Genomic DNA, 13,434 nt, shown 5'->3' with positions numbered 1-13,434 from the left:
AGTTGGCGTGGATCGAGCGGCAGATTGTGACGAGCAGCGACGGAGGGCTTGTGAGCGAGCCGGGTAGGGCAGGGGAGGCGGCCATGGATGCCGACGTGGACGTGATCGTGCTCGGCGCCGGGCCCGCGGGCGAGAACGTCGCCGGCCGCTGTGCCGACGCTGGTCTGTCCGTCATCGTCGTCGAACGCGAGCTCGTCGGCGGGGAGTGCAGCTACTGGGGCTGTATCCCGAGCAAAACCCTCCTGCGGCCGGGGGAGGTGCTGGCGGCGGCCCGCCGCGTTCCCGGCGCGGCGTCGGCGGTCACCGGACCCGTCGACGCCGCCGCGGCGTTCGCCCGGCGAGACTGGATGGTGGGCGACTACTCCGATTCCTCCCAGGTGCCCTGGCTGGTCGACAAGGGCGTCGAGTTGGTGCGCGGGACCGGGCGCCTGGCGGGGCCCGCCGGCCGGGTCGCGGTGACGCTGCTGGACGGCACCCGCCGGGTGCTGACCGCGTCCCGAGCCGTGGTCGTGGCCACCGGGACGCGGGCCACTGTTCCACCGATCCCCGGCCTCGCCGACGCCGAACCGTGGGACAACCGGACCGCGACCGGCGCCTGGAAGGTCCCGCACCGCCTCGTGGTGCTCGGCGGCGGCGCCGTGGGGGTGGAACTGGCCCAGGCCTTCCGCCGGCTCGGTAGCGCGGAGGTGACCTTGATCGAGGGGTCACCCCGGCTGCTCGTCCGGGAGGAGGAGTTCGTCGGCGAGCAGTTGCGGGCCGCCTTCGAGGCGGCCGGCATCACGGTGCGGCTCGGAAGCCGGGCGGTCGAGGTCCGCCGGGCCCGGACGGGACCGGATGGCCCGGCCGGGCCGGTGACCGTCACGGTGGAGCCGGTGGATCCGGCGGATCCGGCGGATCCGGGTGAGCCGGTTGAGCGGCGGCCGCGCCGCGATGCCGTGGTCGCCGACGAGATCCTGGTCGCCGTCGGGCGCACCCCGGCGACCGGCGACCTGGGCCTGGAGACCGTGGGCCTGCAACCCGGGCGGTTCATCGAGGTCGACGACCGGCTCCGCGCGGTCGGCGTGGCGGGGGACTGGCTCTACGCGGTCGGCGACGTCTGCGGCCGCGCGCTGCTCACCCACATGGGCAAGTACCAGGCCCGGCTGGCGGCCGACGTCATCACCGGCCGCCGGGACCTCGCCGGCGCTCCCGTGCGCGACCTGGCCGACCCGGCGGCCGTCCCGCGGGTGACCTTCACCGATCCGCAGGTCAGCGCGGTCGGACTGACCGAGCGGGCCGCGCGGGAGGCCGGGATCGCCGTGCGGGCCGTGAGCGTGCCGACCGGATCGGTGGCCGGCGCGTCGGTGCGGGGGGAGGAGATCACGGGCACGTCGAAGATTGTCGTGGACGAGGCCCGCCGGGTGCTCGTGGGAGCGACCTTCACCGGTCCGGACACCCAGGAGATGGTGCACGCGGCCACGATCGCGATCGTCGGAGAGGTGCCGTTGGAGCGGCTGTGGCACGCGGTCCCGTCGTTCCCGACAGTCAGCGAGGTCTGGCTGCGACTGTTGGAGGTATACGGATGACGTCGTTCCGTGGACGTCGTTGCGCGGACCGCGGCACCGAACCGCCTGGGCGGGGCCGCGGATCGGGTTGGCCGAGCCTTCAGGACGGTCCGCCGGTCRCCGCCGGGGCGCGGTGGTCCGTCCGGCCCAGCCGGCGCACGTCGGGCGCGCCGAGCCGGGCCGCGTCGGCGGTCGCGTCGTCGGCTTGCCGCTGCGAGGCCCGTTCGGCCTCCACCCGGGCGAGGTAGTGCGCGACCTCGCGGGCGCGGGTCACCTGGTCCCAGCCGAGCACGGGGGCGATGAGATCGGCCACGTGCTCGGCGGCCTCCACCCCCCGGTCGATGGTCTCGATCGAGACGCGGGTCCGCCGGGTGAGCACGTCCTCCAGGTGCAGCGCCCCCTCGTGGGAGGCCGCGTACACCGCCTCCGCGGCCAGGTAGGTCGATGCCCCGCGCAGCGGCTGGGCGAGATCCGGTCGCGTCTCGATGAGGTCCAGAAGCTCCTCGGTGAGGGTGCCGTAGCGGTGCAGGAGGTGCTCGATCCAGCCGACGTGCAGCCCCGCGCGGCGGGCGAGGGTCTCCCGGGCGTTCCACAGCGCGGGGAACCCGTCCGCGCCGAGCAGCGGGATCTTCTCGGTGCACGACGGCGGCACCGCCCGGTTCATGCCGTGCACGGCCGCGTCGACGGCGTCGGCGGCCATCACCCGGTAGGTCGTGTACTTCCCGCCGGCGACCATCGTCAGCCCGGAGACGGGGCTGACCACGGCATGCTCGCGGGACAGCCGCGAGGTGTCCTCGGACTCCCCGGCGAGCAGCGGGCGCAGCCCGGCGTACACCCCGGTGATGTCCGCCGCCGTGAGCGGCGTGCGCAGCACCCGGTTGACCGTGTCGAGCAGGTAGTCGATGTCGGCGCTGCTGGCCGCCGGATGGGCGAGGTCGAGGCTCCAGTCGGTGYCGGTGGTGCCGATGATCCAGTGGCTGCCCCACGGGATGACGAACAGCACGCTCTTCTCGGTGCGCAGGATCAGGCCGGTGACGCCATGGATGCGGTCGCGGGGCACGACGATGTGCACTCCCTTGGAGGCTCGGACCGACAGCTGGCCACGCCCGCCTACCATCGCCTGGATCTCGTCGGTCCACACCCCGGCGGCGTTGATCGTCTGGCGGGCCCGCAGCTCGATCTCGGCGCCCGACTCGAGGTCACGCACCCGCACGCCGGCGACCCGGTCGCCCTCCCGCAGGAAGCCGGTGACCCGCGCGCTGGTCGCGATGAGCGCCCCGTAGCGAGCAGCGGTCCGCGCGACGAACACGGTGTGYCGCGCGTCGTCGACCTGGCCGTCCCAGTACTGGATCGCGCCGACGAGGGCGTCCGGGCGCAGCGACGGGAACTCCCGCAGCGCCGCCTTGCGGGTCAGGTGCCGGTGATGGGGCATGGTGGCGTCGCCGCCCGGCCCGACGCGGGCCAKCCCCTGCCCGAGGGTGTCGTAGAGCAGCACACCACTGCCGATGTAGGCACGTTCCCAACCGTGGCGGGTCAACGGCAGCAGGAACGGGATGGCCCGGACCAGATGGGGCGCGAGCGTGTCCAGCATGAGGGACCGCTCCCGCAGCGCCTCCCGGACCAGCGGGGCGTTGAGCTGCTCGAGATACCGCAGCCCGCCGTGGATGAGCTTGCTCGACCGGCTGGACGTGCCGGCGGCGAGGTCGCGCGCCTCGACCAGGGCGACGGACAGGCCCCGGGTCACCGCGTCCAGCGCCACCCCCGTACCGGTGACCCCGCCGCCGATCACGGCCACATCCACCGGATCCGCTCCCATCCGGCGCAGTGCCTCGGCGCGGCCRACCTGGTCGAGTCGGGCGGTCGGGGTTCCGTGTCTGGTCGGCGTCATCGCCAGTTGCTTCCTCTCCTGCGAACGTCCTCGCGTCCCGTCGTCGTGATCGCCCGGGACGCTCCGGCGGCTCGCCACCCATCGTGCCGGCTGTCGGTGTCCGGTGTCCGGCGCCCGGGCGCGGGATCGTTGAACGTCCATGAACGTCTGTGAACGTCCGGCCGGGGCGTGGTGGGATGCGAGTGCGACCGTCCCGGGATCCCGCGTAAGGCGACCAGATGGGCGACCAGATGGAGGTCAACACCAGATGGAGGTCAACGCATGGACCTGACCCACCCGCCGGCCGAGGAACGGTTCCGTGCCGAGTTGCGGGCCTGGCTCGCCGAGAACATCCCCGCAGCCTGGACGGAGCCCGGGTTCTGGGCCGGCGTGGGGGAGGCCGAGGGCTTCGACCTGCGGCGGGACTGGGAGCGGCGCAAGGCGCTCGCGGGCTTCGCCGGGATCGACTGGCCGGTGGAGTACGGCGGCCGGGGCGGTACCCCGGGGATGAGGGCCATCTACGACCAGGAGACGCAGCTCGCCCGGGCGCCGCGCTCGGTCAACACGCTGGGCCTGGCCTYCCTCGCGCCGACGGTGATGGCGGTCGGGACGCCCGAGCAGAAGCGCGACATCCTCGGGCCKATGCTGCGCAACGAGGTGATCTGGTGCCAGGGCTTCTCGGAACCCGGCGCGGGCTCCGACCTCGCGGCGCTGCGTACGTCCGGGGTACTCGACGGGGACGAGTACGTGGTCAACGGGCAGAAGGTCTGGACGACGTTCGCGAACCGCGGAGACAAGATCTTCACCCTGGTCCGGACCGAGCCCGGCAGCCGGCGCCATCACGGCATCTCGCTGCTGCTCATCGACATGCACGCTCCCGGGGTGGAGGTCCGGCCGATCCGGCAGATGAGCGGCGTCAGCGAGTTCGGCGAGGTCTTCCTCACCGACGTGCGGGTGGCGGCGTCGGAGTGCCTGGGCGGGATCGGCAACGGCTGGGCGACGGCGATGCTTCTGCTGTCGTTCGARCGCGGCGCGTCCGGGATCAGCCAGTACACCGGATTCCGGCGCAGCTACGACGAGATCGTCCGGGTCGCCCGGGCGCTCGGGCGCGACACCGACCCGGTGCTGCGCCAGGAGCTGGGCCGGCGCATGGTCGAGCTCGAATGCCTGCGTTACCACTCGATGCACGTCCTCACCCAGGTAGAGCAGGGCCGTGACCTGGGGGCCGAGTCGTCGATCACCAAACTGCAGTGGTCGGAGACGTACCAGGACCTGTTCGAGACCTTTGATGCGCTGCTCGGCGCCGATGTGGCGCTCACCCACCCCACCGCGGACCTCGATCTGACGACGCTGCGGCAGGAGAGCTTCTGGACCCGCTCCGTCACCATCTGGGGTGGATCCTCGCAGGTACAGCGCACGATCGTCGCGGAGCGGGTCCTCGGCCTGCCACGCGGATCATGATTATGGTCGCGATTCGGGCCTGTGYCTGTGCCCGGGCCTGTTCATCTCGCTGATCCCGCCTCGCCCCGCCTCCGGAGGTCCGAGCCCGTGTTCTTCGCCCTCACCGACGAGCAGCGCGCGCTCGCCGCCACCGTCCGGGACTTCCTGGCCGACCGCTTCGATCTGACCGCCGTCCGCGCGGTCTTCACCGATCCCGACGGTGACGGGCACCCCCCCGAGCTGTGGAAGGCGATCGGCGAACAGGGCTGGCTCGCGGTGTGCGTGCCCGCGCGGTTCGACGGTCTCGGGCTCGGGTTGCTCGACGCACAGATCATCGCGCGGGCGTTCGGAGCGGGGGTGATCCCGGGGCCCTGGCTGCCGACCGTGCTCGCGGGCGAGGCGGTGCGGCTCGCCGGCTCGGCGGACCAGGCGGCGGCGGTGCTCGCCCCCCTCGCCGCCGGTGACCTGGTGGCCACCGTGGCGCTGCGGGGCCCGGGCGGGGGATACGACCATACCGGCATCGCGGTCCGCGCGACCGCGGGCGGTCGGCTGGGCGGTGTCGCGTCCGGCGTCGAGTATCTCGAGGTCGCCGGGCTCGTGGTGGTCGCCGCCGTCGGCCCCGCCGGGGTCGGGCTCTATCTGCTCGATCCGCGTGGCCCGGGGGTGACGGTCACCACCCAGCGCGGCTTCGACGGCACCACCCGGCTGGCCTCGCTGTCTCTGGCCGACGCGGCCGCGACCCGGCTGCCGGCCTCCGACGCCGCGGTCGCCGCGGACCTGGTCCGTCGTGGCGCCCTGCTCACGGCCGCGGACCTCGTCGGTGTCGCGCGGGCCGCGCTGACCCGGACCGTCGCCCACGACATCGATCGGGTGCAGTTCGGCCGGCCGGTCGGTTCGTTCCAGGCGCTCGCGCACCATCTCGCCGATCTGCATGTCGCTGTCACGATGGCCGAGCATGCGGTGCTGTACGCGGCGCACGCGCTCGACACTGCCCTGCCCGACGCGGAGCTGGCGCTCGCGGTGGCGAAGAGCAAGGCCAACCAGGCCGCCGGGGACGCCACCGCGGCGATGATCCAGTACCACGGGGGGATCGGCTACACCTGGGAACATGACGCGCACTTCTTTTACAAGCGGGCCAAACGCCAGATTCCTGCTTTTGGTGACACCCCTGCGCATCTGGAGCGCATCGCGGTGCTGACCGTCGACGCATTGCCCTGACCGCCCCCGATCCCGCAGCACTCGCAGYGGTGCTGGTCCTTAGCGCGTCAGCGTATGGTCGAACAGCTGCCGGGCCGGGCCCAGGGCCGCCCGGCGGTCGGCGGGAGCCAGCCCGATGCGCGTCCGGCGATCCAGCAGGTCCGCCGGGTCGAGCGCGCCTTCGTCCCGCACCGCGAACAGCAGCTCCGCGCCGGTGACCGGCGTCCCCTCGGCGACGGGTGCCAGCAGGTCGGGGTCGCCGTCGGCCAGGGCCAGCACCCTCGGTGCCTCCGTCCCGTACCGCTCGACCAGACGGCGCGGCGCGGCCACCGTGGCGAGGACCGATCGAGGTGCCGCACCGACCAGGCCGAGTCGCCGGGTACGGCAGGGGCCGGCGTCGAGGTCGCCCACCGCGACGGCGGCGTCCACCGCGTCTGCGGCCATCCGTCGATAGGTCGTCAGTTTGCCGCCGACCACCGTGACCAGGCCGCCCGGGTCGGTCCGCACCAGGTGCCGTCGGGAGAGATCGGCGGTGCGGGCGGCGCTGGTACGGGTGGCGGCGCTGTGGGGAACGACGGTGTGGTCGGTGCCGGTGTGGTCGGTGCCGGTGTGGTCGGTGCCGGTGTCGAGCAGTGGGCGCAGGCCGGCGAAGGCGCCCAGCCGGTCCGCCGGGTCGATGGGGGTGGCCAGCACGTTCGAGACGATGCCCAGCAGCTGCGCGATCTCGTCCTCGTCGGGCACCGGGACGTCGACGACCTCCTCGACCGGCACGTCGGTCAACCCGACGTAGACGCGGCCGTCGTCCTGGGGCAGCACCAGCGCGAACCGGTTCCGTTCACCCGGCATCGGCAGGGACAGCGCCGCGCGGGTCCCGGCCAGGACGGTGGAGCGCAGCACGAGGTGGGTGCCGCGGCTCGGCCGCAGCCGGATCCCCGGAGCCAGGGCCGGCGCCCACACGCCGGTGGCGTTGACCACCGTCCGCGCACGCAGGGTGATCCGGGTACCGGTGAGGGTGTCCACCGCGGTCGCCTCGATCCCACGACAACCGTGCCGGCTCGGGCCGCGGGGTCCGCCGTCGAGGCCGCCGCCGTCGAGGCCGGTCACCCGCAGCCGGGTCAGGATCCGGGCGCCGAATCCGGCTGCGGTCCGGGCCAGCGCGACTACGAGACGGGCGTCGTCGACGAGCCGGCCGTCCCAGTGCAGCACCCCGCCGCGCAGTCCGGCTTCCCGGAGCGCGGGAGCCACCCCGAGCGTCTCCACGGCGGTCAGCCGGCGTGGGCCGGGCAGGACCGCGCGGGGCGTGCCCGCGCCGCGGCGCAGCAGGTCGCCGAGCCACACCCCGGCCTGGACCAGCGCGGCGTTCGACCGCGGTACTCCCGGGGTCAGCGGGGTGAGCATGGGCAGCGCCCGCACGAGATGGGGCGCGGTGTGCCGMATCAGGATGTCGCGCTCGACGGCGCTCTCCCGCGCCAGCGCCACATCTCCGGTGGCCAGGTAACGCAGCCCGCCGTGAACGAGCTTGGAACTCCATCGGCTCGTGCCGAAGGCGAGATCGTGCGCCTCGGCGAGGACGACGGACAGGCCGCGGGAGGCGGCGTCCAGGGCCACCCCAGCCCCGGTGACCCCACCGCCGATCACCAGCAGGTCCACCGGGCCGCCAGCCGCGACGGCGGCCAGCTCCCGTTCCCGCCGCCCGGCGTTCAACGAGGTCGCCGTGGTCGGCGGGAGCGTCAGAACCGTCATGGTGATCCCCCAATGCTCTCCTTGACCGGTTCCGGCGCGAGGTAGCCGCGCAGGAGCCGGCGCAGTTCGGCGGTCCGGGTCGCCGCGGGGACACCGCAGCCGAGGGCCTCGGCGGACAGGACGAAGGACTGCACGACGAGCAGGACCATGAGGGCCAGCGCCGACGGGTCCTCGGGCCGCACGGCGCCGTTCGCCTCGGCGGTGCGGAACTGGCTCGTCAGCAGGTCCAGGATCATCTGTTGGGTGGCGCCACGTCGCTCGATCAGGTACGGGRTCAGCAGCTCGGGATCCGTCTCGATGATCCGCAGATAGAGCGGGTTGGTGCGGAACGCCTCCACCGTCGCGATGATGTGCTCGACGAGATCGTCGACCAGCCCGCCGTCCGGAGGCCCGCCGTCCGGCCCGGCCTGGGCCATGGCCGACGCGGCCGTCACAACCTGGGTCCACTCGCGCGTCATCACATCACCGACCAGCGAGCGCAGGTCCGGCCAGCGTCGATAGAGGGTCATTCGGCTCACTCCGGCGCGGCGCGCTACCTCGGTCAGGGTGGTCCGCCGGACCCCGACCGCCAGCAGGGACGCCTTGGCCGCGTCGAGGACGGCCTCCTCGCCGGCGAGAGCCATCCGGCAGYCCTTCCTCCCGCCCGTCGCCACGGGCGCGGGGAGCGGCGCCGCCGCGCGGGATGTGTCATCGTAGGACGAGACCTTGTGACAATGTGACGTTGGCTGTCACACTGTCTCGTAGGAGATTCTACCGAGGCACCACCGGATCGGACAGGCGGTACGCACGCCGATGACGAGCACCGACGAGGCCCACGAGAAAGCCTGTGAGATCGTCCTGGCCGAATCCGTCTGGTGGGGCTGGGGCCCCGCCGAGGCGCATGACCCACTGCCCGATTCCACCCGCCTGCTGCTGGCTCGGCTCGGCATTCCCGCCCGTCCTCGCCCGCCCGTCCCGCTCGCCGAGGTACGCCTGCCCGCGTCGCGGCTGCCGGATCCGGCCCGGGCCGCGCTCGCGGCGGTCGTTGGGGACGGCGAGGTCCGGGTGGACGATGTCGCGCGCATCCGGCACTGCCGGGGCCGCTCGACGACCGATCTGTTGCGCCTGCGGGCCGGGGACGCCTCCGCCGCGCCCGACGCGGTCATCCGGCCCGCCGATCATGACGAGGTGCTCGGCGTGCTGCGGGTCGCGACCAGAGAGCACCTCGTGGTCGTGCCGTTCGGGGGCGGTACCTCGGTCGTCGGCGGCCTTGCGCCGCCCGAGCGTGGCGACCGTGCCGTCGTCGCCCTCGACCTCGCCCGGCTGGACCGGCTCGGCCGGGTGGATCCCGACTCCGGCACCGCGGAGCTCGGCGCCGGGCTGCGGGGCCCTCGGGCCGAGGCGTTGCTGGCCGAGCACGGTCTCACGCTCGGGCACGTCCCCCAGTCCTGGGAGTACGCCACCATCGGTGGCTACGCGGCGACCAGGTCCAGCGGCCAGGCGTCCGGGGGCTACGGCCGGTTCGACGAACTGGTCGTCGGCCTGCGGGTGGCCACGCCGGTGGGTGGCTGGGAGCTCGGCCGCGCCCCGGCGTCGGCTGCTGGACCGGACCTGCGGGAGCTGCTACTCGGCTCCGAGGGCGCCTTCGGGGTGATCACCCAGGTCGTGGTCAGGGTCCGGCCGCTGCCGGCCCGGCGCGGCTACGAGGCCTGGTCGGTGCCCGACTTCGCGACCGGCACTCGGCTGCTGCGTTCACTCGCCGCCGGCGACCTGCGGCCGACGGTATGCCGGTTGTCCGACGAGACGGAGACCGTCGCGGGGCTCGCGCGGCCGACCCGGTCGGGCGGCGAGCGCGGGGGCGGCGCCGTCGGCTGCTACCTGGTGACCGGCTACGAAGGCGACGATCGCGCGGTGGAACAGCGTTCCGCGGCGGTCGCCGCTGTTCTGCTCGCCGGGGGCGCCAGGCGGCTCGGCGCGGCGGCCGGCCAGGACTGGGAGCAGGGTCGGTTCCGGGCGCCCTACCTGCGCGACGCGCTGCTGGACCAGGGCATCTTCGCCGAGACCCTGGAAACGGCGGGATTCTGGACGGCGCTGCCCGGGCTGTACGCGGCCGTCCGAGACGCGCTTACCACGACGCTGGCCGCCGCCGGCCTGGCACCGGTCGTCATGTGCCACATTTCTCATCTKTACGCCACGGGGGCTTCGCTCTACTTCACCGTCGTCTGCGGCGAGGGCGACGACCCGATCGGGAGCTGGCGGGCGGCCAAGGCCGCGGCCACGGACGCGGTCGTCGCCACGGGCGGCACGATCACCCACCACCACGCGGTCGGAACGGAGCACCGGCCCTGGCTCGACGCCGAGATCGGCGATCTCGGCGTCGAGGTGCTCCGGGCGGTCAAACGGACGCTGGACCCGGCCGGCATCCTCAACCCCGGGGTTCTCGTCGCCTGAGGGCACTACCGGGCGCACCGGGTCGACCCGGGTCGACCCGAGGGGAGCCCGGGTAGACCAAGGGTGTGGAGACCATTGCCGCCTGTGTGGTTGTCCTGCTCTTCCTGCTGATCCCGGCGGTCATCGTCGGTGCGGCCCTGGGCTGGGCCTACCACCGTTGCGCGCCGCTGCGGGCCCGGGCAGCCGTCGAGGCCGCCCGGGAGCAGCGGGCCCACCCCTGAAGACCGGGGGCGCGGCGGCTCGGAGCGGCCGACCGGCTCCGCCCGGCYCGATCAGGCCGGGCGGAGCGTCGATCCCCGGGATGTCCGGACAGCGTCTCCGTCAGGATGAGGCCATGAGCACCGGACCGTGCGAGCCGGCTCCGGGTCACCCCGGCGGGCCGGGCGGTGGCGTCGACCGTGATCGTGACCATGCCGGGGACCGTGCTGGGGACCCGGAGTTCGCCCCGGCGACCCGCGGCCTCGTCGYCGTGGGACCGGGGGCGAGCTTCGGTTCCGACCTGTTGCGCCGGTTCGGCCGGGAGGGGTTCGCCCTGGGGGTCGTCTCCCGGTCTGCCGACACGCTGACCCGGGTGAGGGACGAGCTCGCCGAGGACGGCCTGGCGGTGCACGGCGCCGTCGCCGACGTCACCGACCAGCCGGCCCTCACCACGGCCATCCAGCGGGTGGCGGCCGACGTCGGGGGGCTGACGGTGCTCGTCTACAACGCCAAGCTCAGCATCCGCGGCGGCGCCCTCACGGTGAAGGCCGAGACGATGAACCAGACCCTTGCGGTGAACGTCACGGGCGCGCTCACCGCGGTGCAGGTGGCGGCAGACCTCCTCGTGGACCGGCCGGCCGCGACCATCCTGTTGACCACGGCCGGATCGCGCACCGAGCCGGTGGCCGGCCGGTTCGCGCTGGCGATCGGCAAGGCAGGCCTCGCCGCCCTCGCCGATGCGGTACGGCCGATGMTGGCCGCGCGGGGTGTCCGGCTGCGCACGGTGGTTCTCGACGGCAGGGTGGACGCCGCGGGCCCGCTACGTCCGGGGGTGGTCGCGGACCACTTCTGGCAGGCGTTCGCCGCCCCGCGGGGCGACGTTTTCCGGCTCGCACCGGCCAGACGGGCCACTCCGGTGGCGCAGCTCCCGCTGGAGGTGTGAGCTGGTGGCGGCTGGCGGCTGGCGGCTGGCGGCTGGCGGCGGCTGGCGGCTGGCGGATCATGCTCCGGGCGGCGACCGATGGTATCTGGTTTGCCCGGTCTGGTCGGTCAAGTCGGTAATCCGACACCGATGTCGCACGGATAGATCGGACCCGCGGCCGTGCGGAAAGCACGGAGCATGCGACGATCCGGCAGGGCCAGRCACAGGACAACCGCCAGGCGGACATCGACAGGGCGACGGCGTGCTCCGGCGCAGCATGGCAGGAGATGGACCGGTGAACGACGGACGTGACGGTGACGGGCAGCAGCCTACGGACAGCACCCATGGGATGCCTCCGGACGGTGATGGGACGCGGCCCGCGAACCAGAACAGGCCGGCCCGTCCGGGCGCCCCGGTGGGACCACCGCCGCCCGCGGACTCGTTCCGGCCGGCGCGGCCGGTCGCGCCGACCCGGAGGGGCGACCGGCCTGCCGGTTATGAGCCGCCGGCCGGTTATGAGCCGTGGGCCGGCTCCGGCGCTCAGGGTGGCTACGACGKCACCACGGTCCTGGGCGCGACGCCCGGGACCATGGGGATGGGGAACATCACCGCCCGCGAGGGCGGCGGACCCCACGATCGGCTGCCCGGCGCCGTCGGCGGGGGTGGTAAAGGCCCGGAGGGATTCGCCGGGGCGCCAAGCGGCGGCACGCCCGCCGTGCCCGCCAAGCCGCGTCGCCGGCGCCGGAAACTGCTCATCGCGCTGGTCGCCCTGATYGTCCTGTTCGTCGTGGGCGACCGGGTCAGCGTGGTGATAGCCAAGGATCAGATGCGCAAGCAGGTCGAGGCCGGCGTAGCCGAGAACATCAAGCCGGGTGATCCTGTCCCGACGGTCAAGAGCGTGAGCATCGGCGGATTCCCGTTCCTTACCCAGGTCCTGTTCGGAAAGTTCACCAACATCGGAGTAGAGATCGAGGGCATCCCGACGCCGGGCCCGAAGATCTCGTCGGTGAAGGCCAATCTGAAGGGTGTACACGTACCGCTCGGTGATGCCATCACCGACAATGTCGGACAGGTGCCCGTCGATCGCGTGCGGGCCACTGTGGGCATGACCTACAACGACCTCAACGCCTACCTCGCCGGGCAGCAGGTGCAGGTGGAGCCGGTCGACGGAGGAAAGAAGATCGAGGTGACTGGCACCGTCAACGTGCCGGTGCTGGGTACCCAGCAGGTCGGTGGGATCACGACGTTCGAGGTCCGGAACAACATGCTCACCCTGGTGCCGAGCGAGGTGAAGCTCACCGGAGCTGTGAACCTCGGATTCAGCGTCCCCGGAGAACTCCTGCCGTCCATCCCGATCCCGATCTCCGGTCTGCCATTCAACCTCCGCATCGTCGAGGCATCCACGAACGCGACCGGTCTCTCACTCACCGCAACTGCCGAGGACGTGGTGCTCCCGGCGTCCTGAGTCCTGAGTGGCGACCCTGAGCCCTGACATGATTTCCGCCACAGTTGTGCCGGTCCGGAATGCCTCGCGCGCGGTGGTCGAGCCGTACCGACCGCACTCCCCCCGGCCGGGGCCCGGATCGGATCCGGTCGAGGCCGCCTGTGGCCCCTCTCTTCCCGGACTACGTCCTTCCCGGAGTGCGTCGACCTGTCGACGATCGTTCGACGCGCGGCACCTCCCGGCGTTTCATCAGCCGATTTCTGGTGGTCGTCCGTTGGCTGATCGTCCGCTTTCGTGGCGTGCGTCCCGGGTGCCGCCGAGGCCTGCGGTCGCTGGTCGGATCGGCGACAGATGCCACTGTCGGGGACCGTCGGCCGTCATTCTCATAGGGTGCCGGACGGGGGACATGCGTCATCGTCGTCACTTCCGGGGCACGGTCACCGAGCTTTCGCGRCACGGTCACCGAGACGATCTGATCACCCAGGGTGACGCAGTMCGGAAGGTTTCGAGCAGGGCAACCGGTAAATCGACCGATCATGAGGCGGCAGGAACCCGAGAGATGCCCGGAAGTCGACGCGACGGCAACGATCGCCGTTCAGCTGGTGGTAAATCGTCACCCGGGGTGGATCAAGGTCATCCCTCGACGCTA

General features: G+C 72.9%; 10 protein-coding genes. 7 read left to right on the top strand and 3 right to left on the bottom strand.

Annotation, left to right across the window (positions count from 1 at the left end; all coding sequences use genetic code 11):
• The first annotated feature begins 83 nt into the window (after nt 1–83).
• Nucleotides 84–1,565, top strand: a complete 1,482-nt coding sequence (locus Manayef4_RS10860) for an NAD(P)/FAD-dependent oxidoreductase (RefSeq protein WP_011435389.1) — start codon at nt 84–86, stop codon at nt 1,563–1,565.
• Nucleotides 1,566–1,644: 79 nt separating this feature from the next.
• Here Manayef4_RS10860 and Manayef4_RS10855 read toward each other — a convergent pair whose 3' ends face one another.
• Nucleotides 1,645–3,432: a glycerol-3-phosphate dehydrogenase/oxidase gene (locus Manayef4_RS10855; protein WP_070131501.1), complete on the bottom strand. Its 1,788-nt coding sequence runs from the start codon at nt 3,430–3,432 to the stop codon at nt 1,645–1,647.
• Nucleotides 3,433–3,693: 261 nt separating this feature from the next.
• Between Manayef4_RS10855 and Manayef4_RS10850 the strand changes: the two genes are divergently transcribed.
• The gene (locus Manayef4_RS10850; RefSeq protein WP_070131500.1) at nt 3,694–4,872 is read left to right on the top strand and encodes an acyl-CoA dehydrogenase family protein; all 1,179 of its coding nucleotides are present in this window, start codon (nt 3,694–3,696) and stop codon (nt 4,870–4,872) included.
• 87 nt (nt 4,873–4,959) lie between these two features.
• Nucleotides 4,960–6,069 carry an acyl-CoA dehydrogenase family protein gene (locus tag Manayef4_RS10845; protein WP_011435392.1) on the top strand — a complete coding sequence of 370 codons (1,110 nt, stop codon included), beginning with the start codon at nt 4,960–4,962 and terminating at the stop codon, nt 6,067–6,069.
• A gap of 39 nt (nt 6,070–6,108) precedes the next feature.
• Here the strand turns inward: Manayef4_RS10845 and Manayef4_RS10840 are convergent, their stop codons facing one another.
• On the bottom strand, nt 6,109–7,791 hold the full coding sequence (locus tag Manayef4_RS10840) for a glycerol-3-phosphate dehydrogenase/oxidase (protein WP_070131499.1): 1,683 nt from the start codon (nt 7,789–7,791) through the stop codon (nt 6,109–6,111).
• Entirely contained in the window at nt 7,788–8,414 is a 627-nt protein-coding gene (locus tag Manayef4_RS10835; RefSeq protein WP_070131498.1) for a TetR/AcrR family transcriptional regulator, read from the bottom strand. The genes Manayef4_RS10840 and Manayef4_RS10835 overlap by 4 nt, the downstream gene beginning before the upstream one ends.
• Before the next feature lie 169 nt (nt 8,415–8,583).
• On the opposite strand from Manayef4_RS10835, the gene Manayef4_RS10830 reads away from it, so the two are divergent.
• The 4 genes from Manayef4_RS10830 (at nt 8,584) to Manayef4_RS10820 (ending at nt 12,806) form a co-directional block, all read left to right on the top strand.
• The gene (locus tag Manayef4_RS10830) at nt 8,584–10,221 is read left to right on the top strand and encodes an FAD-binding oxidoreductase (protein WP_023841016.1); all 1,638 of its coding nucleotides are present in this window, start codon (nt 8,584–8,586) and stop codon (nt 10,219–10,221) included.
• Nucleotides 10,222–10,286: 65 nt separating this feature from the next.
• Nucleotides 10,287–10,442: a hypothetical protein gene (locus tag Manayef4_RS24955; RefSeq protein ID WP_023841015.1), complete on the top strand. Its 156-nt coding sequence runs from the start codon at nt 10,287–10,289 to the stop codon at nt 10,440–10,442.
• 113 nt (nt 10,443–10,555) lie between these two features.
• Nucleotides 10,556–11,362, top strand: a complete 807-nt coding sequence (locus tag Manayef4_RS10825; protein ID WP_083282395.1) for an SDR family NAD(P)-dependent oxidoreductase — start codon at nt 10,556–10,558, stop codon at nt 11,360–11,362.
• 274 nt (nt 11,363–11,636) lie between these two features.
• Nucleotides 11,637–12,806, top strand: coding sequence for a DUF2993 domain-containing protein (locus Manayef4_RS10820; protein ID WP_070131497.1), 1,170 nt, complete (start codon nt 11,637–11,639; stop codon nt 12,804–12,806).
• Nucleotides 12,807–13,434: the final 628 nt, after the last annotated feature.

It is taken from the genome of Frankia sp. CgMI4, from assembly GCF_001756285.1.
Taxonomy (GTDB): Bacteria; Actinomycetota; Actinomycetes; order Frankiales; family Frankiaceae; genus Frankia; species Frankia casuarinae.
Note: the sequence above shows the minus strand (reverse complement) of the source record. Positions and strands in the feature narration are given on the sequence as shown.

Coding starts and splice junctions, on each gene's coding strand:
- Manayef4_RS10860 (WP_011435389.1), top strand. CDS start 84: ATGGATGCCGACGTGGACGTGATCGTGCTCGGCGCCGGGCCCGCGGGC.